The 24721-nt window shown below is 43.2% G+C and carries 27 protein-coding genes; 17 read left to right on the top strand and 10 right to left on the bottom strand.

Annotated elements, in window-relative coordinates:
• Positions 1 to 189: 189 nt before the first annotated feature.
• Genes J4N22_RS19835 through J4N22_RS19820 form a run of 4 tightly spaced genes read left to right on the top strand, consistent with a single transcriptional unit; the run spans position 190 to position 2282 of the window.
• Entirely contained in the window at positions 190 to 411 is a 222-nt protein-coding gene (locus tag J4N22_RS19835) for a DUF2905 domain-containing protein (protein WP_207497321.1), read from the top strand.
• A gap of 36 nt (positions 412 to 447) precedes the next feature.
• Positions 448 to 1221 (top strand): enoyl-CoA hydratase-related protein, encoded by a 774-nt coding sequence (locus J4N22_RS19830; RefSeq protein ID WP_207497320.1) that lies wholly within the window; start codon positions 448 to 450, stop codon positions 1219 to 1221.
• Positions 1222 to 1237: 16 nt separating this feature from the next.
• On the top strand, positions 1238 to 1642 hold the full coding sequence (locus J4N22_RS19825; protein ID WP_207497319.1) for a PaaI family thioesterase: 405 nt from the start codon (positions 1238 to 1240) through the stop codon (positions 1640 to 1642).
• Positions 1643 to 1685: 43 nt separating this feature from the next.
• Positions 1686 to 2282, top strand: a complete 597-nt coding sequence (locus tag J4N22_RS19820; protein WP_207497318.1) for an acyltransferase — start codon at positions 1686 to 1688, stop codon at positions 2280 to 2282.
• A gap of 82 nt (positions 2283 to 2364) precedes the next feature.
• Here J4N22_RS19820 and J4N22_RS19815 read toward each other — a convergent pair whose 3' ends face one another.
• From J4N22_RS19815 to kbl, 4 genes are all read right to left on the bottom strand, one after another.
• The gene (locus J4N22_RS19815) at positions 2365 to 2964 is read right to left on the bottom strand and encodes a tetratricopeptide repeat protein (protein ID WP_207497317.1); all 600 of its coding nucleotides are present in this window, start codon (positions 2962 to 2964) and stop codon (positions 2365 to 2367) included.
• A gap of 23 nt (positions 2965 to 2987) precedes the next feature.
• Entirely contained in the window at positions 2988 to 3992 is a 1005-nt protein-coding gene (locus J4N22_RS19810) for a VWA domain-containing protein (protein ID WP_207497316.1), read from the bottom strand.
• 44 nt (positions 3993 to 4036) lie between these two features.
• A complete protein-coding gene (locus J4N22_RS19805) occupies positions 4037 to 4849 on the bottom strand; it encodes a class D beta-lactamase (protein WP_207497315.1) in 813 nt (270 codons plus the stop codon).
• A 125-nt stretch (positions 4850 to 4974) separates the two neighbouring features.
• The gene (kbl, locus tag J4N22_RS19800) at positions 4975 to 6228 is read right to left on the bottom strand and encodes a glycine C-acetyltransferase (protein WP_207497314.1); all 1254 of its coding nucleotides are present in this window, start codon (positions 6226 to 6228) and stop codon (positions 4975 to 4977) included.
• 282 nt (positions 6229 to 6510) lie between these two features.
• On the opposite strand from kbl, the gene J4N22_RS19795 reads away from it, so the two are divergent.
• The 4 genes from J4N22_RS19795 to J4N22_RS19780 all read left to right on the top strand — a co-directional run bounded on the left by J4N22_RS19795 (position 6511) and on the right by J4N22_RS19780 (position 9777).
• A complete protein-coding gene (locus J4N22_RS19795) occupies positions 6511 to 6999 on the top strand; it encodes an RNA polymerase sigma factor (protein ID WP_207497313.1) in 489 nt (162 codons plus the stop codon).
• A gap of 60 nt (positions 7000 to 7059) precedes the next feature.
• Complete coding sequence (locus tag J4N22_RS19790) at positions 7060 to 8151, top strand: anti-sigma factor (protein ID WP_207497312.1); 1092 nt, start codon at positions 7060 to 7062, stop codon at positions 8149 to 8151.
• Positions 8152 to 8180: 29 nt separating this feature from the next.
• A complete protein-coding gene (locus J4N22_RS19785) occupies positions 8181 to 9041 on the top strand; it encodes an outer membrane beta-barrel protein (RefSeq protein ID WP_207497311.1) in 861 nt (286 codons plus the stop codon).
• A 211-nt stretch (positions 9042 to 9252) separates the two neighbouring features.
• Entirely contained in the window at positions 9253 to 9777 is a 525-nt protein-coding gene (locus tag J4N22_RS19780; RefSeq protein ID WP_207497310.1) for a L,D-transpeptidase family protein, read from the top strand.
• Positions 9778 to 9782: 5 nt separating this feature from the next.
• Here J4N22_RS19780 and J4N22_RS19775 read toward each other — a convergent pair whose 3' ends face one another.
• From J4N22_RS19775 to J4N22_RS19765, 3 genes are all read right to left on the bottom strand, one after another.
• Complete coding sequence (locus tag J4N22_RS19775; RefSeq protein ID WP_207497309.1) at positions 9783 to 10739, bottom strand: alpha/beta hydrolase; 957 nt, start codon at positions 10737 to 10739, stop codon at positions 9783 to 9785.
• A 139-nt stretch (positions 10740 to 10878) separates the two neighbouring features.
• The gene (serS, locus tag J4N22_RS19770) at positions 10879 to 12150 is read right to left on the bottom strand and encodes a serine--tRNA ligase (RefSeq protein WP_207497308.1); all 1272 of its coding nucleotides are present in this window, start codon (positions 12148 to 12150) and stop codon (positions 10879 to 10881) included.
• Between the two features lie 85 nt (positions 12151 to 12235).
• Positions 12236 to 13345 (bottom strand): OmpA family protein, encoded by a 1110-nt coding sequence (locus J4N22_RS19765; RefSeq protein ID WP_207497307.1) that lies wholly within the window; start codon positions 13343 to 13345, stop codon positions 12236 to 12238.
• A 123-nt stretch (positions 13346 to 13468) separates the two neighbouring features.
• On the opposite strand from J4N22_RS19765, the gene J4N22_RS19760 reads away from it, so the two are divergent.
• The 5 genes from J4N22_RS19760 (at position 13469) to J4N22_RS19740 (ending at position 16551) form a co-directional block, all read left to right on the top strand.
• On the top strand, positions 13469 to 13813 hold the full coding sequence (locus tag J4N22_RS19760) for a hypothetical protein (protein ID WP_207497306.1): 345 nt from the start codon (positions 13469 to 13471) through the stop codon (positions 13811 to 13813).
• A gap of 1 nt (position 13814) precedes the next feature.
• Positions 13815 to 14588: a peptidylprolyl isomerase gene (locus J4N22_RS19755; protein ID WP_242692309.1), complete on the top strand. Its 774-nt coding sequence runs from the start codon at positions 13815 to 13817 to the stop codon at positions 14586 to 14588.
• Positions 14589 to 14702: 114 nt separating this feature from the next.
• The gene (gene gcvH, locus J4N22_RS19750; RefSeq protein WP_207497305.1) at positions 14703 to 15080 is read left to right on the top strand and encodes a glycine cleavage system protein GcvH; all 378 of its coding nucleotides are present in this window, start codon (positions 14703 to 14705) and stop codon (positions 15078 to 15080) included.
• Between the two features lie 107 nt (positions 15081 to 15187).
• Positions 15188 to 15685 (top strand): RNA polymerase sigma factor, encoded by a 498-nt coding sequence (locus tag J4N22_RS19745; RefSeq protein ID WP_242692308.1) that lies wholly within the window; start codon positions 15188 to 15190, stop codon positions 15683 to 15685.
• Positions 15685 to 16551 carry an anti-sigma factor domain-containing protein gene (locus J4N22_RS19740; protein WP_207497303.1) on the top strand — a complete coding sequence of 289 codons (867 nt, stop codon included), beginning with the start codon at positions 15685 to 15687 and terminating at the stop codon, positions 16549 to 16551. The genes J4N22_RS19745 and J4N22_RS19740 overlap by 1 nt, the downstream gene beginning before the upstream one ends.
• A gap of 94 nt (positions 16552 to 16645) precedes the next feature.
• Here J4N22_RS19740 and J4N22_RS19735 read toward each other — a convergent pair whose 3' ends face one another.
• Positions 16646 to 17239 (bottom strand): DNA-3-methyladenine glycosylase family protein, encoded by a 594-nt coding sequence (locus tag J4N22_RS19735; protein WP_207497302.1) that lies wholly within the window; start codon positions 17237 to 17239, stop codon positions 16646 to 16648.
• A 109-nt stretch (positions 17240 to 17348) separates the two neighbouring features.
• Between J4N22_RS19735 and J4N22_RS19730 the strand changes: the two genes are divergently transcribed.
• The 4 genes from J4N22_RS19730 to tatC all read left to right on the top strand — a co-directional run bounded on the left by J4N22_RS19730 (position 17349) and on the right by tatC (position 22351).
• Complete coding sequence (locus J4N22_RS19730; RefSeq protein WP_207497301.1) at positions 17349 to 18089, top strand: ParA family protein; 741 nt, start codon at positions 17349 to 17351, stop codon at positions 18087 to 18089.
• 40 nt (positions 18090 to 18129) lie between these two features.
• Positions 18130 to 18861 (top strand): esterase family protein, encoded by a 732-nt coding sequence (locus J4N22_RS19725; protein ID WP_207497300.1) that lies wholly within the window; start codon positions 18130 to 18132, stop codon positions 18859 to 18861.
• Between the two features lie 50 nt (positions 18862 to 18911).
• Positions 18912 to 21368, top strand: coding sequence for an AsmA family protein (locus J4N22_RS20040; protein WP_207497299.1), 2457 nt, complete (start codon positions 18912 to 18914; stop codon positions 21366 to 21368).
• A 119-nt stretch (positions 21369 to 21487) separates the two neighbouring features.
• Positions 21488 to 22351, top strand: coding sequence for a twin-arginine translocase subunit TatC (tatC, locus tag J4N22_RS19715; RefSeq protein WP_207497298.1), 864 nt, complete (start codon positions 21488 to 21490; stop codon positions 22349 to 22351).
• A gap of 156 nt (positions 22352 to 22507) precedes the next feature.
• On the opposite strand, the gene J4N22_RS19710 is transcribed toward tatC, so the two are convergent.
• Complete coding sequence (locus tag J4N22_RS19710; RefSeq protein ID WP_207497297.1) at positions 22508 to 23263, bottom strand: rhamnogalacturonan acetylesterase; 756 nt, start codon at positions 23261 to 23263, stop codon at positions 22508 to 22510.
• A 141-nt stretch (positions 23264 to 23404) separates the two neighbouring features.
• Positions 23405 to 24496, bottom strand: coding sequence for a T9SS type A sorting domain-containing protein (locus tag J4N22_RS19705; protein ID WP_207497296.1), 1092 nt, complete (start codon positions 24494 to 24496; stop codon positions 23405 to 23407).
• Positions 24497 to 24721: the final 225 nt, after the last annotated feature.

Genomic DNA, 24721 nt, shown 5'->3' with positions numbered 1-24721 from the left:
AGTAGTTAAAGAGATGCGGGGGCGGCTCGCTTTAACAGAGCAAGACACCGCATCTTTTTGACGGCAAACATCAACGTAGCAATAAAAAAACAAACAAAAAATGGTCAACTTTTTTCAGGACAAGACAAGATGCTGATATTGATTATAACAGGAATGGCTAAGGCTTGAAAATTCAAATCTATAATAAACATGAACCAGCAGTTAGGTAAATACATCATCATAGGAGGAATAGCAGTAGTAGTGGTGGGTATACTCATTTACTTTTTTCACAACAAGCTGCATTGGTTTGGCAGGCTGCCGGGAGATATACGGGTAGAAAAAGAAAACTTCAGGTTTTACTTTCCCATCACCACCATGATCATAATAAGCATCATCTTAAGTGTGCTCTTTCGCTTGTTCAGGAAAATGTAGATTGCAGCTCTCTAACAATGTCAACCATATTTATACATGAGTAGTATTCTTTTCTCTCTTGAAGAAGGCGTAGCTTCTATAACACTTAACAGGCCGGATAAACTTAATTCTTTCAACCGCGAAATGGCGCTCGAAATGCAGGCGAGGCTGGATGAATGTAAAGCATCAACAGTACGCGCTGTTTACATAACAGGTGCAGGCAAAGGTTTTTGCGCCGGGCAAGATCTTGCTGAAGTAGTGGATCCTTCAGGACCAGGAATGAACAGGATCCTAAGCGAACATTATAATCCCATTGTGTCACGTATAAGGAAACTGGAGAAACCTGTGATAGCAGCTGTAAATGGTGTAGCAGCAGGCGCCGGAGCTAACATTGCTCTTAGTTGCGATATAGTAGTGGCTGCAGCATCTGCATCGTTCATACAAGCTTTCAGTAAAATAGGATTGATACCAGACAGCGGTGGCACATATATTCTCCCAAGGCTGATAGGCCTGCAAAAAGCTACAGCTCTAATGATGCTGGGTGATAAAGTACCGGCAGCAGAAGCAGAGCGATTGGGCATGATCTATAAAGTGATAGAAGACTCTGTCTTTGCCGAAGAAACTTACAAGCTTGCCCGTACAATGGCTGCTATGCCTACACGTGGTCTGGCCCTTACCAAGAAAGCTTTGGATTGGTCGCTCACGCACACATTTGATGAGCAACTTATGAACGAAGATAAACTGCAACAGCAGGCAGCTGCCACCAATGATTTTAAAGAAGGAACGAATGCTTTTTTAGAAAAACGCTCACCTGTTTTTAAAGGTGAATAACCCATAGCCAAGCCACATGAAAACACCTGCAGAAATAACTGCACAGATGATGGAGAAAGACTTCTTCTCGCAATGGTTGGGAATAGAAGTAGTGGACATAGGTAAAGGCTATTGCAAACTGCAGATGCAGGTGAGGCCTGAGATGTGTAACGGATTTGGTATTACGCATGGCGGCATTAGTTATTCTTTTGCAGATAGTGCGCTGGCTTTTGCATCCAATAGCAATGGCAGGCATGCAGTATCTATAGAAACTTCTATTTCGCATATAAAGCCCATTCTTCCCGGAGATGTATTGCAAGCTATTGCAAAACAAAAAAGCATCAGCAACCGGATAGCTATATACGAAGTAAGTGTGCTAAGGAATGAGGAAGTGGTGGCATTATTTAAAGGAACTGTTTTTAGAAAAGATGCAGAATGGTAGCTTGTAATAAGGTACAAGCCCATCAGTCAATCATCATATAATTATGTTTTACGAGTTCAAAGGATTTAAGCCAGTGGTACATCCATCGGCATATGTTCATCCACAAGCAGTGGTTACAGGCAACGTCATCATTGGTAAAGATGTATACATAGGACCCGGTGCAGCTATACGTGGCGACTGGGGAGCCATAGTAATTGAAGACGGATGCAATGTGCAAGAGAATTGCACTATACATATGTTTCCTGGCGTAACAGTTACACTACACGAAGGCGCTCATATTGGTCATGGTGCTATTATACATGGCGCTACTGTTGGCCGCAACTGCCTTGTAGGAATGAATGCAGTGATCATGGATAATGTAGAACTGGGCGACGAATGTATTGTTGGTGCACTGGCTTTTATTAAAGCAGATAAAAAAATCCCAGCGAGAAGTTTGGTGGTTGGAAATCCTGCTAAGATCATCAAGCAGGTAAGTGATGAAATGATTGCGTGGAAAACAGCAGGAACTAAACTGTACCAAATGCTTCCTTCAGAAATGCATGAAAGCGCTACACCTTGCGAGCCACTTACTGAAGTAGAACCCGGCCGCCCATCGCAGGAGGTGCTGTATAAGACATGGCAGGAAGTAAGGAAAGTTTGAGGTTTGAAGTTTAAAGTTTAAAGTTCTTCTAAGTTGATCTGTTTCTTTTTTTGAATTTTGACTTTTGACTTTTGCCTTAGCATCACCAATCCTTTTCTTGCATATTGCCACTTCGCTGTTTGCTTTGCTTGTTTTGTTGCAGGCGTTTTTCTTCCTGTCGTAGTGCATTTAGCATACGCTCTGCCTGTTGCTCGTTCAGCTTGCTTTTGTTCTGTGGCTTTGGTTCTGGTTTATTTTGGTTGTTGCTCTGGTTCTGGTTTTTCTGATCTTGTTTTGGCGGAGGCGGTTGTTGTTTCTTCAACTCATTCAATGCACGTTGCAGGTTTTCCCGTGCCTGCTCGTCTTGTGGGTTAAGCTTTAGTGCTTGTTTATATGAGCCGATGCTTTCGTGCAATTGATTTTGCCGGCTGTGCATCACGCCTTTGTTATAAGAGGAGCGTGAAATAAAACCTTTATCTGTGGTAGCTTCTGAAGCTGCTTCAAAAGCTTTTGCGGCAGCTTCTGCCTGCTGCGACTTATACAGCGCATTACCCAAATTGTAAAGTGCTTTCGCATTGGCCGAATTAACATCAGTAGCTTTTTTATAAGCCTCTGCAGCCTTATCATAATCGCCTTTCTTGTAATGCTCGTTACCGCGCATTACAAGCACCTTATCATTCTGCCCATTGCTGGCAGCAGCCATACAACAGAAGATTGTTCCATATATTATTTTGCGCCAAACCATTTTATTCTTCTTTCAGGTATAAAAACTTCTACCAACAACAGTACCAGTGCCACAAGCAGGAACCACTGGAAATAAGAATCGTAAGAACGTTGTTCTCCCCCACCTACCTGCTTTTTATCCATCTGGTTTAGTTCATTCATTATCCTCGTTACCACTTCATCTGGTGAATTGAAAAGAACATATTCTCCACCGGTTTTTTGTGCTACCAGCTGCAGGTCCTTTTCATTCAGTTTAGACACAACCACGTTTCCCTGCAGGTCCTTTTTATAATCATTGATCACTTCATCAAAAATGGGAGCGCCATCAGGCGAACCAATACCTATTGCGTGAACCACTACACCAAATTCAGCCAGCTCATCTGATGCTGCTTCTACTTTCTCATCATGATCTTCACCATCTGTTACCAGAATGACCGCTTTATATTTTCTTTCTTTTGTATCGAGAGAGGCATTGGCCAAACGAAGCGCATCGCCTATCACCGTTCCTTGCACAGGCACGGCAGAAGGTGAGGCATTTGAAATGAACATCTTTGCAGAAGCAAGATCAGCGGTAAGTGGCATTTGCAAAAAAGCTTGTCCTGCAAAAACCACCAAGCCCATCCTGTTATCTTCCAGCTGATCCACCAGTTTGTTCAGCACTTGTTTTGCACGTTCCAGCCGGTTTGGCTTTATGTCCTGTGCGAGCATGCTATTGCTCACATCCAGTACCACCATTACATCAATACCTGCTTTGTTGCCAGATGCGCCGGCTTTAGGCTTGCGAAGATTAGCAGCGCCAATGACACAGAGCGCAAGCGCTGCAATGAAAACAAAGAACTTTAGCCTGAAATATTTAGGCGAATAATCTTTTACCAGGCTTTTTACCAGGTCTTCATCGCCTATCTGCTTCCTTACTTTACGCTTCCACCTAAGCAGGAAAACGAACAACAGCGTGATAGGGACCAGGAGCAAAAGACCAAGCAGGTATTCTAAATTTTGAAATGCCATGAAGCACTGAATGATTTGTGGTAGGTAAACAAAAAATGAACCATTTACATATTGCCTTTCAGGAAGCCCAGCTGGTCGAGTGTCTTTTTCAAGATATCCATCCGCACCTTCACCATTTCTGTATCAGCAGGTCCTTCTACATTCATTGCAAAAAAATATGGATGCTTGTTCTCTTCTATCCAGCCAACGATCCAGCCTAAAGCATTTCCATTTTCAGTATTACCAAGCCCGGTTTTATAAGCAAGAATATAGTTAGAATTCTTTTCCATCACCATTGCTTCTTTTACTATGCGGGTTGTTCTCTTTTGAAAAGGCAGTTCATCAAAGTATAATTTTTTCACCAGCCCAAGTTGCTCATCTGCAGTTATTTTAATGGAATTATCCAGCCAGAAGTTATCAACTGTTTTTATTTCAGCACGGCTGTAGCGTGAAGCATAACCGAGTGAATCCAGCCAGCGCTGCATAGTATCTTTTCCTATGCGCCTCGCCACCTCCTGGTAGTATGGCACCGAAGAAAATTTGAAAGCCTGTGTCATGTTCAGGTCCTGGTTCCAGTTCTGTATTTCCCGCTGTTGTCCATCCCAGGGTATCACCATGTTCTCATCTACTATTCTTCCTGTTTCTATTCCAATCAATGAATTCACAATTTTAAAAGTAGAAGCAGGTAGGTAGGCGCTGTCTCTAAACCGGCTTAGGTTATAAACAGTAAACTCTGCTTTACCATTATCCAGTAATCCAAAAGTGCCGGTAACATTGTGCGCTTTAAAATGTTTTCCCAGGCTATCATCCACGTTCACATTGTTTTGATTACAGCCTGCTACAATGCATACCATAATTGCTATAAAAGCATATTTCATCTGTGTAAAAAATTTTCGCAAAGCTATTCATTTACCAGGTGCATTGTTTTAGCTGCACCTCTAAAGCATCTATAAATAAAAAAGGAGAAGCAACTGCTCCTCCTTCATATATTGAAACTTTCTTATTACATCCCTTTTTCAGCAGATGCTTCTAATTCTTCATCATTAACAGGCGTTGATACCTCCGCCGAACCTTTAAGCACACCCATTTCTTTTCCAACTTTTGTGAAGGCAGCAATGGCGCTATCTAAATGATGCATTTCGTGCGCTGCACTTAATTGCACACGTATACGTGCAAGTCCTTTGGCCACTACAGGATAAAAGAAGCCGATAACATAAACACCTTCTTCCAGCAAACGAGCGGCAAACTCCTGTGCAACCGTTGCTTCGTACAGCATGATTGGAACGATCGGGTGGTCGCCGGGTTTGATATCAAATCCAGCAGCGGTCATTTTTTTACGGAAGTACTTCGTGTTTCTTTCCAGCTTATCACGCAGCTCAGTGGTTTCTGTTATCATATCAAATACAGCTATGGAAGCACCTACAATGCTTGGAGCAACTGTATTACTAAATAAATAAGGACGGCTGCGCTGGCGCAACATTTCAATGATCTCCTTTCTTCCGCTGGTAAATCCGCCACTGGCGCCACCCAGTGCTTTACCCAATGTGCCGGTAATGATGTCTATCCTGCCCATTACATCGCGGTACTCATGGGTCCCCCTGCCGGTCTTACCCAAAAATCCGCTGCTATGGCTTTCATCAATCATTACAATGGCATCGTATTGATCAGCCAGGTCGCATATCTTATCCAGCTGCGCAATGGTTCCATCCATACTAAATGATCCATCGGTAACAATAACGCGGCTGCGGAGGTGTTGCGATTGCTTCAGTTTGTCTTCCAGGTCCTCCAGGCTATTGTGCTCGTAACGGTAACGCTGTGCCTTACATAACCGCACACCATCTATGATAGATGCATGGTTGAGCGCATCGCTGATGATGGCATCCTGCTCGTTGAACAGTGGTTCAAAAACACCTCCGTTTGCATCAAAGGCAGCTACATATAAAATGGTATCCTCTGTACCTAAAAAGTTCGCGATCTTTTGTTCCAGTTCTTTATGTATGTCTTGGGTACCGCATATAAAACGCACGCTGCTCATGCCATATCCATGACTGTCGATAGCTTTATGTGCGGCCTCTATCACTTTCGGATGGGAAGAAAGCCCCAGGTAGTTGTTAGCGCAAAAGTTCAAAACAGTTTTGCCATTTACGGTTATTTCCGGCCCCTGCTCACTGGTGATGATCCTTTCTCTTTTGAATAACCCCGCCTGGTCAATCTCTTGCAATTCAGCTTGTATACGTTGTACAAAGTTCTCGTTCATATTTCAGCAATTTTTGATGCCGGTAAAGGTAAGAGAGTTTCCCCATGGCTGCATCTGTGTTTAACGGGATGAAAGCATCCAACCTCCCTCCCTTTTTAATTTTTCATTTTTCATTTTTCATTTTTTCCCCCGTTCATCCGCCTCTTCATACCGCGCATCCGCCTGTACACACGCTCTTCCTGCAAATGGCTAATAAACTTCTACTTTTTTTACCTCCAGCTGTAACTTTTTACTTTTGTGCGCGTACAACTACAAAACCAACAACAAGCATAGCTGCTTCTTATGACGGAACAACAATATAATGAGTGTGTGAACCTGTATTCGGATAACGTGTACCGGTTTATAGTAAAGAACCTCAGGCACCAGGAGGATGCTCGTGATATTGTACAATCAGCATTTGAAAAGATGTGGCGTCATAGAGAATCGGTGGAGTTTGATAAAAGTAAATCGTACCTGTTCACGGTAGCTTACAACCAGATGATTGACCACTTAAGGAAAGTAAAGCGGATAAACCTGCAGGAAGATTTTACTGAAACAACCAAAGGTGTACAACACCAGCAAACGCCACAGGTAAAAAAAGCACTGATGGAAGCACTGAACAGGCTAAACGAAACACAGCGTAGCCTGGTGATGCTGAAAGATTATGAAGGTTACAATTACGAAGAAATAGGAAGGATAACCGGGCTAAACGAAAGCCAGGTAAAAGTATACCTCCACCGTGCAAGGATAGCATTACGCAATTACCTGGTAAGCCCGGAGAACGTGATTTGATTGAAGATTTTTGATTGAAGATTTTAGATTAGAGAATAGAACTTTTAAATAAGAAGAAGCGTGAGTATAAACAGGCATAACTACGAAGAATTCTTTCTACTGTATGTAGACAGGGAACTAGCTCCCGAACTACGTGCAGAAGTGGAAGCCTTTGTACAACAGAACCCGGACCTGGCATCAGAGCTGGAGATGTTGCAGCAGTCGGTGCTACTGCCTGAGGACATCACTTTCGAGGATAAAGAGGAGCTTTTCAGGAACAACCCGGGTATCAGTTCCAGCAATTATGAGGAGTATTTTTTACTGGCTATAGACAACGAGCTTTCAGAACAAGGAAAGGAAGCAGTGGAAACTTTCATCCTGCAACATCCTAACCTGCAGGAAGAGTATACACAGCTACAACAAACCGTACTACCCGCTGAAGACATAGTTTATCCTAATAAAAAAGAGCTGTACAGGCACGAAGAAACGAAACGGGTGGTGCCACTGGTGTGGTTTAAAATGAGTGTGGCAGCCGCAATATTGTTCCTGGTAGCAGCGGCATGGTTACTTGTAAACGACGAAAATATTGAGCAGCCGGCTGTGGCAAACGTTCAGCCTCAGAAGATTGAAAAAGTAGAACAACAACCTGTAGCACCTGCAGCAAGCGGGCACTTAGCGAAAGCGGAAACCACAGAAAAACCTGCTACAAACGAATCACCAGCTGAAGTGGTGAAGCCTGTAGAAACAACTTTTGCCAAAAACATACAACAGCGAAAGGACACAAGATCTACCGAAATAGTGGTTCAAAAAAATGAGGAGAAGCCAATAAAATTGCTTCCGCCAACTGAAGAGATGATGGCTGCCATTATACGCAAAGAACCATCAGAAGTTAATACAACCAGTAATCCTCAGCATGCGAATAACCAGGTAGTGGTAGTAAATAATAAACCATCTACCCAAGCAGAACAGCCTATAGTGCACAATGCAGTTTATAAAGATATTGAGGATGAGGATGAGACCAGCAAGACGATCTATATAGGCGCCGCCGAGATCAATAAGAATAAGCTCAAAAGCATTTTACGTAAAGCCTCCACCCTCTTCGACAAAAAAGAAGAGAATACCGATGGAGACAACATCATACGCATAGCGAACTTCAAATTAAAAGGTAAATAGACCTTCAAGATTTAAAAAACCAAAAAAACATGAGACGGATTTATTTAGCAATGGCAGCCTTACTGGCTGTGGGATCATCCTTTGCCCAGGCAGATACAACAACTGCAACATCAGACACAACTATCATTACAAGCAATGCCGATACAGTAAGAATAGGCAACTTCACCATTATCAAAAAGAACCGCCCAGGCTCTTCATCGCGTGATATAGTGATAGAAAAAAAGGAGCCAAAAAGATCAAGTGCTATCAGCACTAACTGGTGGATAGTAGACATTGGTTTTGCCAATGTAGTAGACAGAACACAATATGGCAGCCCGGCAGCTAATGACTACCTGCGCCCTATCAGGCCAAACGAGCAGCCTTTTACAAAAGACGACCTGAAGCTGCGCACCGGCAAAACGACCAACGTAAACATATGGGTATTGATGCAGCGACTGAACATCCACAAAGGTTATGTAAACCTGAAGTATGGTGTTGGTTTAGAAATGTTCAACTTCAGGTACGAGAACAATATCAGCTATCACAAGTCGCCTTCTTACATATTTAGAGATAGTATAAACTTCACTAAGAATAAGCTGTACACAGGATATCTTTCAGTGCCACTTATGCTAAACTTCAACACCATGCCTGGCCATAAAAAAGGCTTAAGCTTTAGTGCAGGTATTACTGCAGGCTACCTTGTTGGCAGCCGCAACAAACAAGTAAGCGGCGAAAGAGGAAAAGAAAAGATCAGGGGCAATTTTGATCTTGAACAATTCAGGCTGGCATACACAGGTGAACTGGGTATAGGACCGATCCGCTTGTTTGGTAGCTACAGCATGACACCGCTACACGAAAGAGGTCTTGAACAATATCCTTATAGTGTAGGTATACGTTTAAGCAACTGGTAATAGTAAAACATCAATAAAATCTAAACCCGGACATAGTGCCGGGTTTTTTATTTGATCAAGGCACTTTATTTATAATAGTTTACAAATACAACTTTTCGTTTATCGGATACTGCTGCATCAGCTGTTTGTAAAATTTTGTGAATCCCCAACTCTTTAAAACATCCAGGAGTTAATTTCAACCAACATTCATAAGAAAAGCCACCCCCCCGGTATGAAGAGCAGATTGATCCTTTTTGTTGTACTAGCCACCATCTTGGTTACCAACACTTCTTTCTTTGCTGCCATCTATAGTAAAAGTGCCTACTACATCATTGTTGATAAAAGCGACTACGAACTAAATGTTTACGATTCAGAAGGTTGGCTAGCTAGTTTTCCTATTGTTTTAGGCAACGATGACCTGGGAGATAAACTGATACAGGGAGATCGCAAAACGCCAGAAGGCACTTTCACCATCATTGCAAAACGAGTGCACAACAAGTGGTGCAGGTATATGGCGTTGGATTATCCTACCGCTGTAGATGTAGAAAAGTTCAACCAGCGTAAGCGGATGGGATTGATTCCTGCACATGCTAAGATTGGTGGAGATATCGGCATTCACGGCACCTGGCCACGCGAAGATTATGCAGTAGACCGCTACCAGAACTGGACGCTTGGCTGCATTAGCCTGAAGAATGAGCACGTAAAGCAGCTATTCAATATCATCCCGGTAGGCACCAAGATCACCATCAAGAAATAATTTTCCTATTTAGACCCGGGAGCAAGAAACGCTGCCACATTAGTCACCCACTTGGCTGGCTCTTTACGCAGCAAGCTTTCGTGTCCACTATTTTCATACACTACCAGTCGCTTTTCTTCGGTAGGTATATTTTCAAAAATAGAAGTTGTCTCAGACTCTGATACACGGCTGTCGTTCCTGCCCCACTGCACCAATACAGGAGTATTGATCTCTTTTACATAATCAACAGGTCGGTGGCCAAACGCCCAGAAGCCATTTTGCAACCCGCCCCAGAATGTTAGTAAAGTAGCAAAAGGCTCTTCAGGAAGTTTCATCATTCTAAGCCTTGCTTCCACTGCTTCTTCCAGTGTGGCAAAAGGCATTTCAAGAATTACTTTTTTTGGTTTTATATTTTCATGTTCTGCCATAGTGCGTGCAATGGCCGCAGCACCCATTGATATTCCCCACAAGATAATATTTGATTCTCCCTTAGCTGCTATATGTTCATATGCTGCCATCACGTCTGCATCTTCGTGATAGCCCACGGTGCAAGTGTTCCCATCACTTTTGCCATGTGCTCTAAAATCTATAGCCAGTACGTTGTATCCAAATTCATGAAAAGCTTTCATTTCACTTAATACGCCACTACGTGTACCTCCATGTCCATGAAACATGATGACGGTTCCGGTAGCGTTTGATGCAGGTGCATACCATGCTTTCAGATCCAGGTCGTCGCTGGTGCGCAGTACTACATCTTCATAAGGTATTGATGGCTTATCTACAATTGGGCGTTTTACATAATCCACCCCGAAGAGTATCACCTTCGTCTTTTCCCAGCCAGACATCTGTTCAGGTTTCTTAGTATAGGCTTTATCGCTTTCGTAGAAGCGCGTGAACTTGTAGGCATGGAAGGCTGCTACAATATTCAGGAATATGAAAAGGAAGAGAACGAAGTAAATAATTCGCTTGAGCCACTTTTTCATGCAGGGGTTTTGGCTAAGATAATATTACCTGCTGAAGTTTACTTTGTGGTAGAATAAGAAATCAATAAATAAAAAGAAGCCACCAGTGTTGTGGTGACTTCTATAAAAAACTTATCTATGTCGCAGAAAATGAATTCGTTTAGCTGATCACCTCTTTGCCGAAATACGGCTGCAGTGCTTTAGGTAAATGAATGCCATCTTCTTTCTGATGATTTTCTAATATAGCAGCTACTATACGTGGTAGTGCTAAAGAGCTACCATTAAGGCTGTGCACCAACTGCGTTTTCCCGTTGGCGTCTTTATAGCGGCACTTCATCCTGTTGCTCTGGAAGCTTTCGAAGTTGCTCACACTGCTCACCTCCAGCCAACGCTGCTGAGCTGTACTGTATACTTCAAAATCGTAGGTAAGAGCGCTGGTAAAACTCATATCTCCACCGCAAAGGCGCAGGATGCGGTAAGGTAACTCAAGGGACTGCACCAGTCTTTCTACGTGCGCCACCATTTCTTCCAACACTTCATAGCTTTTCTCCGGGTGCGCCAGTTGAATGATCTCTACCTTCTCAAACTGGTGTAAGCGGTTCAGGCCTCTCACATCTTTACCATAGCTGCCAGCTTCGCGCCTGAAGCAAGGAGAATAAGCCGTCATCTTTACCGGCAGCTCATCTTCTTTCAAGATGGTATCGCGGTAAACATTAGTTACAGGCACCTCTGCTGTTGGTATCAGGTAAAAATTGTCTGCAGTTGCATGGTACATCTGGCCTTCTTTGTCTGGCAGTTGGCCAGTAGCATAGGCACTGTCTTCATTTACCATGAACGGCGGCAGGTACTCCAGGTAACCAGCAGCAGTATTAAAATTTAAAAAGTATTGGATCAGCGCACGCTGTAGCCGCGCACCCTGGCCGGTATATACAGGAAAACCGCTGCCGGTGATCTTTGTGCCTAATTCGAAATCGATGAGTTTATATTTTGTTGTCAGTTCCCAGTGAGGCTGTGCACCTTCGTGAAGAACAGGTTTTTCTCCACCTTCCTTTACTACTTCGTTGTCTTCAGGAGTTTTACCTGCAGGCACCAACGGTGAAGGCAGGTTAGGTAGCTGCAGCAACTTATTTTGAAGTTGTGTTTCTACATCCGCCATTTGCTGCTTCAGCGGCTCAAGGGTTTGCTTAATGGTGGCTACTTCCTGCTTCAGGGCTTCCGCACCATCTTTATCGCCAGTCCGCATCAGGTTACCTATTTCCTTAGAAGCACTGTTCACCTTGGCCTGGTTACTGTCAAACTCATTCTGCAGGCGCTTTCTCTCATCATCCAGCTTCAGCACTTCATCCACCAGTTCAGTATTCTTAAAATTCTTTATAGCCAGTCTTTCCAGTACTGTTTCACGGTTTTGACGGATATAGTTCACCTGTAGCATGTAGTAAATTTTGCGGCAAAGATAAAGGGAAGGCTAAATGAGCGGCTGCTGATTTTACCGGCTGATAGTGGTTTTGAATAATAAGCTACCGCTCAAGAATGATCTCCACCCGCCGGTTCCGTTGCCGTCCTTCCGGAGTATCGTTTGTAGCTACCGGCTCACTTTTACCTCTTCCACTGATGCTGATGAGACCTGCTGAGAATTTCTCCTGCACCAGGAAACCTTTGATAGTTATTGCACGATCAATCGACAGTCGCCGGTTATATTCTTCGGAACCAATATTATCTGTATGACCTACTACTTGTATAGCAGAAAAACGCTTCTTCCTCATTACGTTCACAATGCTGTCCATCACCTTGCGGAAGGCCGGGTTCAACCTGCTGCTGTTAAAATCGAACAACAGGTCAGGTACCACAAGGGTATCAAAAGCTGGCAAGGCAGGTTCAGGTTGGATGGTGGGTTCAAGATCAAATACCTTACTCACTGCTGTGTCAGCCTTCACAGGATCTATCAGTCGTGCAGGATGGCGATGATTTTGTTCGTACACCTGCCGCAGCACAGCAGCATATTCCTCACATCCGTTGGTGGTTGGCTCCACAGCTGCCAATGAAATATTGTCGAGGTTGTATAACACATCTCCCCTGTTATTGCCAAACTCAAGCACGGTACGATCAAGCGGTTTCTTCGAAAAATTGCCAAGCATAATGAACCTTTCTCCACCATTAGCGGTAAAAGTGTAGCTCAGCTGGTGCCATTTCTTACGTGTGCGATGTATAGAATCAGGAAGAATAGTGAATGCCGGCTCATACACAACCTTCTCTTTACCTGGCTTTCCGGGTTCTTCATTACCCAGCCACACATGCAAGTATTGAAACGGGTTCTTAGGAACCTGCACCGACATTGACAACCTGTACTGCTTGCCCGGCTGCAGCGTGCACAGCATTTTGGTGTAGATGTAGTTTCGGATGTAGTGCCCCCTGATGAGGTTGCCGAAGGAAACACTTTCAAAATGGTTCTTATGTTTTACCGGCGACATATCCACATACCGCGGAATGAAAAACCAGCCTTCCGGCGCACAGGCCGCATTATATTCTGTGCAAACATTTCTGTCCTCGAAACTGCCATTGGCAACCAGGTTTTGCGCCCGGGCTACCATTACAGGAATAAGAAGTATGCAAACAAGCAAAACACGCATAGACAAAAGATGCAAAATGACACCGATATTACAACAGTTGCACTACCTGTGCCACCTTTTAACGAAGTGTAGGCTACTGCACTTTAGCTGCTACATTGGCTAAAGCACCTATTTTTGCGCACAATGAATATAAATGATGATTTACAGGCACGCTGGTGGGCGCTGGAGGGAAAGATCCTGGAGCGGTTTGGTAAAAAACCAGACATGGAAGCTGTGCTGTTTCTAATAGGATTGAACGAAACCGGTTTTATAAGGGAAAAAATAACCAAGGAACAAAAGCAGGACCTGATGCACGTAGCCGTGTGTTCGCTGCTGGCGCAAAGTGGTTATTATATACTAGAGGGAAAAGATGAAGAAGGCTGGCCTCACTTCAAGCAAGTAAAGGAACTGCCTGTACTGGGACTTATAGAACAAGAGAATTTTTTAAAAGATCACGTCTTATTATACTTTGAGAAAAATGAATTCTAACATGATGCGCGGTTTAGTAGCCGCTTTGGTAGCTGTGTGTGTAAGTACTGGTGCGGTAGCACAAACTAAAGGTAAAGTAAAACCAAAAGTGCCGGCAAAAACTGCCGCTAAACCAGCTGCTGCCGCTAAATCTCCTGTTTCGGCAAGTGCGGCTCCGTGGCAGCAATTACAAACAAAGGAAAGGCTGGTTGAAATTATTACCGACCATGGTACGATGATCGCAAAGCTCTACGACAGTACACCGCTTCACCGCAATAATTTTGTGAAGCTGGTTGAGCAGGGCTTTTACGACAGCCTGTTGTTTCACCGTGTGATTGCCGGCTTCATGATACAAGGTGGCGACCCCAACAGTAAAAATGCTCCTGATGGTTCGCCACTGGGTAGTGGCTCTGCGCCTGGAGAAAGAATACCTGCTGAATTCAAGCCTAACCTGTTTCACAAAAAAGGTGCACTCGCTGCTGCCAGGGATAATAATCCTGAACGCGCCAGCAGCAACTGCCAGTTTTATATAGTACATGGCAAACGTGTAAATGAACAGGAACTGCAGGGACAGATGGGGCGGATAACACAAGCAAATCCAGGTTTCAATTACACACAGGTGCAGAAAGAAGTGTATGCGCGTATTGGCGGCACACCCGGTCTTGACCAGAGCTATACGGTATTTGGAGAAGTAATAAGTGGATTGGATGTGATAGATAAAATAGCCAATGTGCAAAAGAACCCGGGCGATCGTCCGCTGCAAAATGTAAGAATGAAGATGCGCATGCTGAACTAGTAGGTAACAGCATTGAAGTTGTTCATCAAAAAAGAATAGCTACATCAACACTTACAGCACCAGCAGTTTAAAACTATATTTGATAAAACTTGTAATAAACCAAAATCATCTTTTATGAATTTTCCTGAGAACCTGAAGTACACAAAGGACCACGAATGGATAAAACTGGAAGGAAATACTGCAACCATTGGCATCACTGATTTTGCACAAAGAGAGTTAGGTGATATTGTATATGTAGACATAGACAGCACCGGTAAAGCATTGCAGGCAGAAACTGTTTTTGGTACAGTAGAAGCTGTAAAAACAGTTAGTGATCTTTACCTGCCTGTTTCAGGAATTATACAGGAAGTTAATCCTGCACTTTCGAACCAGCCTGAACTGGTAAACACAGATCCGTATGGCGAAGGCTGGATGATAAAAATGACAGTAGACAATCCTAATGATGTAGAGGCATTAATGTCAGCGGAAACATACCAGCAACTGGTAGGGTAAATCCAGGTAAAGATTTTTCACGTATATAAGTTCCATCCGGTACACAACAACCATCTCTGAATTTGAGCAGCTTGCAGACATATTCTGAAAGTGAACTAGTAACTCTTTTGCAACAAAGAAAGCAAGAGGCGTACAATTATTTGTACGACAACTATGCTGCTGCTTTATATTCTATCATACTGAACATAGTACCCGACCGTGATATGGCCAGTGATGTATTACAAGAGGTTTTTGTGAAGATCTGGAAACAGATAGATACCTACGACACCGGCAAGGGACGCTTATTTACCTGGATGCTGAATGTGGCGCGCAATTCCGGGATTGATATGGTAAGAAGTAAAAATTACCAGAAGTCACAGCAAAACCGCGAACTCACTGATAACGTACATATAGCAGGAGGTACTGTAGCAACAAATACAGATACTATAGGATTAAGAAAACTGGTACATACGCTAAAAGATGAATATCGTGTATTGGTAGAGCTATCCTATTTTGAAGGTTATACGCAAGACGAAATATCGAAGATGTTGGCTATACCACTGGGTACAGTTAAAACACGATTGCGGGCAGCATTGATCCAATTAAAAAAACTGATTAAACCATAGTGGATATACAGGAATACATACAAAGCGGCATCATTGAAAGCTACGTGCTTGGCCTTGCCAGTGCTGAAGAAGCAGCTGAATTAGAGCAGCTATCTCTTCAGTACCCGGAGGTTCAGCAGGCTATTGATGATTTTGCCGATAAACTTGAAAGGGAGGCAATGGCTAATGCTATACCTCCACCTGTAGGTGTGAAAGAAAGAGTGTTGTCAGCCCTTTTTGTTGATCAAACTCCAGAAGCTCCTATTATTCCACTTCCCGGAACAGCCGCTGAAATTCCCACTGCCACTACTGAAGATACTGCTGCACCGGTAATACCTCAAGCACCAACATCCACTGTCAAAAGATTACGCACCTGGAAATACCTGGCTGCTGCATCTATCATTTTATTCATAGTAAGCGGAGCGGTTAACCTTTACCTGTACAACCAGTACTCCGAAAAAAATGAGCAGTACATCAGCCTTCTAAATGACAGGAATACGCTACAAGCCAACAACGACATTTACCAGACCACCATCCGCGATCTGCAAACGGCTAATGCAATGATGACAGATCCCGCTATGGCCAAAATAAATATGGCAGGTGTGAAGAATGCACAGGATGCAGCTATGGTGCTTTGGGATACACGTTCAAAAGATGTTTACCTGGTAAATAATAAACTGCCTACACCGGCACGCGGCAAGCAATACCAGCTATGGGCAATTGTAGATGGCAAGCCTGTAGATGCAGGTATGGTAGATGAAAACTGCAACACAATCTGCAAATTGAAGAACATTCCGCAAGCCCAGGCGTTTGCTATCACTTTAGAAAACTTAGGCGGCAGCCCTTCTCCTACAATTGAAGAGATGTATGTGATGGGGAAGATTTAGCGAGTTTAAGGTTTGATGTTTAAGGTTTAAAGTTGCTGTCTCACGTTTGCCGTTTGCCGTCTCACGACTGCTTTCTCCTTCACGCACCTCCTGGTCAATCATCCTTCCATTTCCAAATGTGCAGGCACGCGTAGGTGCGGTAAGGCGACCACTTTGCAGCAATCTCTACCATCTTTTCCTTTAGCTCCTTTTTACCTGCTGGTGTTAGACCGTACAGCCTGACTATTCCTTGTTGTATTCCCAGGTCATCCGGCGCAAACACATCTTCTCTTCCTAGCGTGAACATAAGCAGCATTTCTACTGTCCACCTTCCCACTCCTTTTATTTGCGTGAGCAGTTCTATCACTGCTTCATTATCCATTTTCAGCAGCTTCTTATCGGTGATCTTATGCTCCAGGCAAAAGGCAGCTACATTTTTTACGTAGTTGGCTTTAGCATTGCTGAGCCCGATGCTGCGCAAAGTTTCGTGCGGAGTATCTAATACTTGCTTCGGCTTTGGTTCCTTAGCGCCATAAAGCTCCAGGAACCGACGGTAAATAACCTGCGCCACCGTTGTACTTAGCTGCTGGCTCATTATGCTGGCCATTAGGCGCAGCGGAATGTTCTTGTGCAGGCGCAGAGGCGGCAATGGCTCCTTGATGATCTTAGCAAGCTTTTTATCGCGCCGAAGGTGCTGTACGTAGTCCATCTAATAAATTTAGTGCGCTTAACATACACTTTACTTCATTCAGCTAATATTCAACCTATTAAATAGCTGCTGTTCTACTGGCTAAACAATACTTTTGTATATTTAAAACATGACTGTATTAGCATTTTACAACCAAAAAGGTGGCGTTGGAAAAACGGCTGCTTCTGTCAATTTAGCTTATCTATCTGCATTACAAGGGTACACCACTTTACTGTGGGATCTTGACCCGCAGGCTGCCGCCGGTTTTTATTTCCAGGTAGAGTCGAATAAAAAAGATGAAGCAAAAAAGATCTTAAGCAACGAGATTGATCTTCCAAATTCCATCCAGTCTACCGGTTATGAGAACCTGGATATCATTCCTTCGGACCTGTCGGCGCGCAATGCTGAAGTGCTATTGAGCGAAAAGCAGGGCAAGAAACGTATAGCTGCTGCACTAAAAACTTTAAAGAATCGCTACGATATCATTATCCTCGATTGTCCTCCCGGCCTTTCTGTTTTTCACGATAGTATTTTCCAGGCGGCTGACTGGGTGCTGATGCCTAATATACCTACTACTTTAAGCTTGCGCAGTTTCGATACAGTGAAAGAATATTTTGCGCAACACAACATCGAGCAGACCAAGATCAAGTCTTTCTTTAGCATGGTGGATCATAGAAAGAATATGCACCACGAAGTATTGAACCAGCACTACCGCAACAAGTTCTTCTTTAAGAATTACATACCGTACCTGAGCGATGTAGAGAAAATGGGCCAGCAGCTTGCGCCGGTAGAAACCTATGCCCACAGCAGTTATGCGGCGCAATGTTTTAGAGATCTTTGGAAAGAAATCAAAAAGACCTGCCTTAGTTAGTGCAGTTCGCTGTAACAATCACCAATAAACCAACTCCTGCATGAACAGAGATGTTACCTCGTGGTATAGCCCGGCCATTGGCAAGGAAATGCCCATAGTTAGTTACGGCCACTACGGCTTTGCGCTTTTACTCATTCCTACTGCTGCCGCAGATTACCTGGAGTATGAACGGTTTCAACTAATAGACTCCATCGCTCCATTTATTGAAAGTGGGATGATTCGCGTTTTTAGCATTGACAGTATGAACCGTGAAAGCTGGATGAATAATGACATGCTTCCTGAACATAAGGCAATTCGCCACAACCAGTTCAACGAGTATGTGTACAACGAGGTGGTGCCTTTTATACGTAATGCTACCAGCCAGGAAACGATGATCTATACCTGCGGCGCATCGTTTGGAGCACTCCATGCAATGAACCTGTTTTTGAAACGCCCCGACATCATCAATGGTGTAATAAGCATGAGCGGCGTGTACGACCTTACCGAGTACACCAAAGGATACTGGGACGAACAGGTGTATTACAACAGCCCTCAGCATTACCTGCCTAACCTGCACGATTCATGGTACTTAGACAAGATCAGGTCAAGTCATCATATTCATATTTTCTCTGGCAGTGGCGATTATGAAGACCCTGAAGCTGCACGCAGGTTTGCCGGCGTATTGTACGATAAGGGTATCTGGTACGACCTGGACATATGGGGAACAGACATTCCTCATGAATGGCCTACCTGGCGAAAGATGTTACCGTATATTTTGGGAAGCCGGTTTTAGATGCTGCAGTAGTAGTGGCATAATATTTTCACCCGCAGACCTAGTCAGGAGTGAAAAAGCCAGTAAAATATCTATTAAGAGGAGTAGCCGTATTCATAGGGATCATCATTCTCTTGTATACCATAGCCTATATCTATATCACCTTCAACAGGCAGCAGATTATAGATATGGTTAACACTGAAATAAAAGAAAAGCTGAATGGAACCATTGCAATAGGCGATGTTGACATCAGCTTTTTTTCAAATTTCCCGCAGATATCCGTTCTGTTCAGAGATGTATCTATACGTGATAGTCTTTATCACCAGCACCAGCATACATTCTTCCAGGCAAACAAACTGTACGCCCACATCAACATGGTGAATGTTGCACTTCGCAAAGAGCCACTAAGTGGTATCCGCATTTCGGATGGCTCCATGTACATCTACACCGATACTGCAGGCTACACTACTTCCTATCTTTTTACACCTAAAATCAACAAGGCCGATACGGTAAAGAAGAAAAGTAATGGAAATGTGCTGCGGACAGTAAGGCTTGACAACTTCCGTTTTGTAATGGAAAATCAAAGAAGATTTAAACATTATGATATAGAAGTTCAGTCTGCACGCTGTGCTATCAGTACCACAGATAGTGTTTTACTAATGCGGGTTAAAAAAGAGTCCATTATTCATCAACTGGCTTTCAATACTAAAAAAGGAAGTTTTGGTACCGGTGCCAGGTTTGAAAGCGACTTCGACCTGTTGTTCGATAAAAATCAGAAGCGACTACACTTCACAGATATTGATGTTTCACTAAAAGGCCATCCTTTCCTTTTTTCAGGAAGCTTTGAACTAGCAGGATTGAAGCGATATAAATTTTCTGTTAGCACAAAACAGGTGGATTATTCTTTTGCAAAATCTCTGCTTTCGCAAGCCATTGGTAAGGCCCTTTCTGTAGTAAATGTAAAAAAGCCAGTAGATGCACAGGCTACAATAGAAGGAACTCTTGAACCGGGAGAACCTCTGGTGAATGTAACCTGGCAGACGAAGAAAAATGATATAGAATCAATTTTCTTCAATGTTGCCAACGCAAGCTTTACAGGCGGTTATACCAATGAAGTGGTTAAAGGACTTCCTCGCGCCGATCCGAATTCCCGTATTTACATCAACAACTTTAGTGGTAGCTGGGAAGGTATGCCCATTCAATCTAAAAAAGCTACCATAAACGACCTGTTGCACCCGGTGATCACCTGCGACCTCAGGTCGAAGTTTAAACTGAATACGCTGAACAACCTGTTGGAGAGCCAGACGGTAAACCTGGTGGAAGGAGATGGTTCACTGGATATTACTTACCATGGACCCATGGTAGAAAATTCCAATAGGAATACTTTTATCAATGGCAGCCTGAACTTTAACAACGGCCGGGTATTGTACAGACCCCGCGGCATCACCATGGACCGCTGCAGCGGAAGTATCGTCTTTAAGAACTCCGATGTTTTTGTCCAAAGCTTTAAAAGCAGCATCAAAGACAACAACCTTACGATGAATGGCTCTGCCAGGAATATTCTTTCGCTTATTAAAACAAATCCTGGTAAAATATCTCTTGACTGGCATGTAACAGCTCCCAGCCTGAACCTGGAGTCTTTCTTACCATTGCTACAGAAAAGAAACACGGTAGCCCGAAGAACAACTGCACAAAAAGGTAAGCTGCGCCATGTGGCAGTAAGCATTGATGAAATGCTTAACCAGTCAAACATCAAGCTCGATGTAAAGACAAACAAGCTACTGTTCAAGCGCTTTGTAGCTACCGATGTAACGGCAGCCATCGATATGGTGGATGAAGACTGGCACCTGAACGACGTGAGCCTAAGGCATGCCAACGGATGGATGAAATTAACAGGCGCGCTCAAAGAACAGGACGCACGGCAATATGCAGCTGCAGTAGATGTGAACATGCGCGATGTAGACATCCAAAAAGTGCTGTATGCTTTCAATGATTTTCAACAAGACGCGCTAACAAGCCAAAACATAGTAGGTAAACTTACTACCCGTGTGGTAGTAAGTATGAATATTGACAGGCAGATGGCTGCCAATCCCAGCAACCTGAAAGGTTATATTGATTTTTCCCTGAAAAATGGTGCTCTAATTGACTATGAGCCACTTCAAAAACTGCAGGTGTTTGTTTTCAAAAAAAGAAATTTTGCTGACCTGCGATTTGCAGAATTGAAGAACAGGATCGATATCAAGGACCGGGAATTTATCATCAACCGGATGGAGATACAATCTTCGGCACTTACCCTTTTTGTACAAGGTGTATACAGCCTGCATGGCAATACTGACATCAGCATTCAAATCCCACTAAGCAACCTGAAGAAGCGAGCCGAAGATTACAAGCCTGAAAATATAGGTGCTGACGCCAAGGCCGGACCAAGTGTGTTTGTTCGCGGTCAGCCAGGTGAAGATGGTAATATCAAGTTTAAACTGGACGTTTTCAACAAGATCAGGAAAAGATTGAAATCGGAAGGCAAGTAGTAATTGGGCCACAGAAAACCATTTGGTTGTATATCCAGTATATATCTCTATACAAGTGTTGCTATTACAATTAACTTTGCCGCACTTCCTAAAAAAGACTTAACACAGAGCAGAACTTCATGGCGAGTATACTAAAGCGGTTACCATTCAAAACGACAGATGAGCAGGCAGAGATGACCTTTATAGATCACCTGGAAGTTTTACGGTGGCATATTGTGCGTTCGCTGGTGGCCATATTGATTTTCGCTATTGCTATTTTTCTTCACATCGATTGGGTTTTTGATCGCATTATTACCGGGCCTTTACAACCAGATTTTGTTACTTATGTTCAGCTGTGCCGGCTAAGCCATTGGCTTCATATAGGCGATGCTTTGTGTATGCCTGCCATCAATGTAAAGATGCAGGCAATTGGATTTAGCAGCCAGTTTATGAGTAGTATAACCATTGCTTTTGTAGGTGGTTTTATTGCTGCCTTTCCTTATGTTTTCTGGGAATTCTGGCGTTTTATAAAACCTGCACTTACACCGGGAGAAGTAAAAAATACCAGGGGTAGTATCTTCTATGTATCGTTCTTTTTCTTTCTCGGGGCTGGTTTTGGATATTTCCTTCTTGGACCGTTTACCTTCAATTTCTTATCTAACTATACGCTTGGTTCCAGCCAAATAATGGAAACGCGGCCAACCCTGGATGATTACCTTGAGAACCTGGTAAACCTGGTACTAGGTTGTGGGATAGCTTTTGAATTGCCTGTACTGGCATATGCGCTTACCAAAATGGGGTTGATAACTCCAATGTTCCTGAAGGCTTACCGCAAATATGCAATTGTAGTGATACTTGTATTGGCAGCTGTTATTACACCTAGTCCTGACTGGACGAGCCAGATGTTAGTTTTCATCCCGCTATTTTTCCTTTACCAGTTCAGCATTGTCGTTTCGCGCCGCGCCATGAAACAGGAAGAAGAGAAAGAAAAGGAATGGAGTTAGTTTCTGAGAAAATAGTGAATTGTCAATAGGCAATTGTGAAGTGTCATTTGTCAGTAGTCAATTGTTAATCCTGAATTGGCTCTTTATGGAAACTGCATTTGATTAAACAGAAAAGCCCATCCGTCAGGATGAGCTTCTAATCAGCTATAACTTAAATTACTTCTTTACTGGTTTCACTACTTTATTAGCAAGATCAAGGTTAAGCGCTTTTATTTCCTGCAATACAAGTTGTGCTACTAAGCGTGCACCTAGCTCGCTAAAGTGGGTATTGTCATTCTTTCCTTCAGGATAATTCGGATGCTCATTGGCAGCTAGTTGTAAGAACAAAAGTTTAGAAGGCTCTTCTCCTAACTTCTGGTACAGCGCCTGGCTTTTTGCATCCAGGTCTATCAAAGGAACTTTCAGCTCAGCAGCCAATTCCTTTACCAGCTGCGAATAAACTTCATGCGTTGGTACCTGCTTACCATCTTTGAACTTGCGGCGGCTAACAGGAGTTATGAGCACTGGCTGTGCCTTCTTCTGGCGCGCCTCATTTACAAACCTTGTAATATTTGCTTTATAATCTTCCGGTGTGGTATAACGGTCTGTTTTTTCTTTCGACTCGTCGTTGTGGCCAAATTGTATGAACAGGTAATCTCCTTCTTTCATTCCTTCAGAAACTGGCTGCCAAAGTTTTTCGGAAATAAAGGTGCGGGTACTGCGGCCATTCTTTGCCCTGTTTTCTATTTGCACTGTTGAGTCAAAAAAGTGGACGAAAGGCATACCCCATCCTGTTTCAGGGTACCTTCTTGTTTCCTTGATGGCAATGGTAGAATCACCTACCAGCCATACCGTTGTTTTTTTAACAGGGGCAGTAAAAGCCATTATGGCTAAAATAGAAGCAGATAGTAGAAATGTCTTAGGTTTTTTCATGTTAGCGTTTTATGAGCTTTGGAACAGCAGCACAATCTATAACTGATATTGAAATCACCTGCTGCTGGTAATTCGTTTTAACATCAAAATAAAAGGGAGGAACAGAAGTTCCTCCCTTGAGAGAGCTTTATAAGATGTAGATTATTCTACAATTACTTTCTTAGTGATCACCTCAGCTCCATTACGCAGTTGCAGGTTGTAGATACCAGCTTTGGTACCTCCTGGCAGTTGCAGCGGGAATGAAGAAACACCACCGTTAAATTCTATTGTCCTTGTAAGAACTACCTGGCCAATTCCATTGAAAACAGAAACTGTGTAAGTACCTCTGTCAAGATTTGATACCTGTAGATTGACAGCACCGCCTTTAACAGGGTTTGGAGAGATTGAAACATCTCCTTTACTACCTGTTAGAATACGAAGTATTCCGCTATACATAGAAGCGCCATCTCTATCAATTGCCTTGATGCGATAGAAGCTTGTTCCTTTTATTGGGCTGGCATCTAACCAAGAATAATTTCCAGCTTGAGTTGCGCCAACAGTTCCAACTGAAGCGAAATTTCTGCCGTCAGAAGAGCGTTCAATTTCATATCGAGCAGTGTTATCTTCTGTGAAAATTTTCCATGTTACACGTACCCTACCAGATACTTCTGCAGCAGAAACTCCGCCAAAAGTAACAGGAAGAGGAGATACGCTGGTTAACCAAATACTGTCAATGTCAGAATCTCCATTTGATTCTATTTTGATCCTTCTTGCGGTTGGCTGGTTGATCGTAATCGTATTGTCAACACAAAGAGTTGATGGGCTAGATGTACCCGCCGCGTTCCAATTTGCGGTAGTGGCAGCGGTATCTGCTGTCCAGTAAAAATTGAATGTCCTTGATGATCTTGTGCTGGTAAAATGAACCTCATTAACTCCATGATTTACGATAGGAGTTATAAGTTGCTGTAGAGCTCCTCCTGCAATTGAACCTCCCCTAAAGCGAATATGGCCAGGGCCATATGGAGAAGGACATGCTTGTCCAGTGGTACGGTAAGCGCCATACAAATACCAGGTTCCAGAACTTGAACCTTCGGCATAAAAAGGTTGTGCACCTCCTTGGTTTCCTGGATTTGTTGTGGAAATATCAGATCCATCAAACCCTTCACGCCAGTAAACATCATTCTGGGCTTCAGCAGCCTTAACAGCAAGCGCGCATGATAAAGCAAACAATGATTTTAGTAACATTCTTTTCATAAACAAACAATTTAGATTTGATCTCTAATTTAAACTTTTGCTATAAAGCATTGAATGTTAAGGGAAGATTATCTACGCAAACGTTTCCGAAGATGCTTTTGGACAGGATCATGTACTCTCAAGTGAATAAAAGTTTGGGCGTATTTCCTTTGTACAGTGAGAAAACACTTCCCTTATTTCTAGTAGGAAAAAGACATACACGTTGGAGCGTAAGAGGCTGAATTG

The organism is Aridibaculum aurantiacum (assembly GCF_017355875.1).
Taxonomy (GTDB): Bacteria; Bacteroidota; Bacteroidia; order Chitinophagales; family Chitinophagaceae; genus Segetibacter; species Segetibacter aurantiacus.
Note: the sequence above shows the minus strand (reverse complement) of the source record. Positions and strands in the feature narration are given on the sequence as shown.

What these genes read in the sequence shown, in the direction of transcription:
- J4N22_RS19835 (WP_207497321.1), top strand. Translation starts at nt 190, where the DNA reads ATGAACCAGCAGTTAGGTAAATACATCATCATAGGAGGAATAGCAGTA.
- J4N22_RS19830 (WP_207497320.1), top strand. Translation starts at nt 448, where the DNA reads ATGAGTAGTATTCTTTTCTCTCTTGAAGAAGGCGTAGCTTCTATAACA.
- J4N22_RS19825 (WP_207497319.1), top strand. Translation starts at nt 1,238, where the DNA reads ATGAAAACACCTGCAGAAATAACTGCACAGATGATGGAGAAAGACTTC.
- J4N22_RS19820 (WP_207497318.1), top strand. Translation starts at nt 1,686, where the DNA reads ATGTTTTACGAGTTCAAAGGATTTAAGCCAGTGGTACATCCATCGGCA.
- J4N22_RS19815 (WP_207497317.1), bottom strand. Translation starts at nt 2,964, where the DNA reads ATGGCTGCTGCCAGCAATGGGCAGAATGATAAGGTGCTTGTAATGCGC.
- J4N22_RS19810 (WP_207497316.1), bottom strand. Translation starts at nt 3,992, where the DNA reads ATGGCATTTCAAAATTTAGAATACCTGCTTGGTCTTTTGCTCCTGGTC.
- J4N22_RS19805 (WP_207497315.1), bottom strand. Translation starts at nt 4,849, where the DNA reads ATGAAATATGCTTTTATAGCAATTATGGTATGCATTGTAGCAGGCTGT.
- kbl (WP_207497314.1), bottom strand. Translation starts at nt 6,228, where the DNA reads ATGAACGAGAACTTTGTACAACGTATACAAGCTGAATTGCAAGAGATT.
- J4N22_RS19795 (WP_207497313.1), top strand. Translation starts at nt 6,511, where the DNA reads ATGACGGAACAACAATATAATGAGTGTGTGAACCTGTATTCGGATAAC.
- J4N22_RS19785 (WP_207497311.1), top strand. Translation starts at nt 8,181, where the DNA reads ATGAGACGGATTTATTTAGCAATGGCAGCCTTACTGGCTGTGGGATCA.
- J4N22_RS19780 (WP_207497310.1), top strand. Translation starts at nt 9,253, where the DNA reads ATGAAGAGCAGATTGATCCTTTTTGTTGTACTAGCCACCATCTTGGTT.
- J4N22_RS19775 (WP_207497309.1), bottom strand. Translation starts at nt 10,739, where the DNA reads ATGAAAAAGTGGCTCAAGCGAATTATTTACTTCGTTCTCTTCCTTTTC.
- serS (WP_207497308.1), bottom strand. Translation starts at nt 12,150, where the DNA reads ATGCTACAGGTGAACTATATCCGTCAAAACCGTGAAACAGTACTGGAA.
- J4N22_RS19765 (WP_207497307.1), bottom strand. Translation starts at nt 13,345, where the DNA reads ATGCGTGTTTTGCTTGTTTGCATACTTCTTATTCCTGTAATGGTAGCC.
- J4N22_RS19760 (WP_207497306.1), top strand. Translation starts at nt 13,469, where the DNA reads ATGAATATAAATGATGATTTACAGGCACGCTGGTGGGCGCTGGAGGGA.
- J4N22_RS19755 (WP_242692309.1), top strand. Translation starts at nt 13,815, where the DNA reads ATGATGCGCGGTTTAGTAGCCGCTTTGGTAGCTGTGTGTGTAAGTACT.
- gcvH (WP_207497305.1), top strand. Translation starts at nt 14,703, where the DNA reads ATGAATTTTCCTGAGAACCTGAAGTACACAAAGGACCACGAATGGATA.
- J4N22_RS19735 (WP_207497302.1), bottom strand. Translation starts at nt 17,239, where the DNA reads ATGGACTACGTACAGCACCTTCGGCGCGATAAAAAGCTTGCTAAGATC.
- J4N22_RS19730 (WP_207497301.1), top strand. Translation starts at nt 17,349, where the DNA reads ATGACTGTATTAGCATTTTACAACCAAAAAGGTGGCGTTGGAAAAACG.
- J4N22_RS19725 (WP_207497300.1), top strand. Translation starts at nt 18,130, where the DNA reads ATGAACAGAGATGTTACCTCGTGGTATAGCCCGGCCATTGGCAAGGAA.
- tatC (WP_207497298.1), top strand. Translation starts at nt 21,488, where the DNA reads ATGGCGAGTATACTAAAGCGGTTACCATTCAAAACGACAGATGAGCAG.
- J4N22_RS19710 (WP_207497297.1), bottom strand. Translation starts at nt 23,263, where the DNA reads ATGAAAAAACCTAAGACATTTCTACTATCTGCTTCTATTTTAGCCATA.
- J4N22_RS19705 (WP_207497296.1), bottom strand. Translation starts at nt 24,496, where the DNA reads ATGAAAAGAATGTTACTAAAATCATTGTTTGCTTTATCATGCGCGCTT.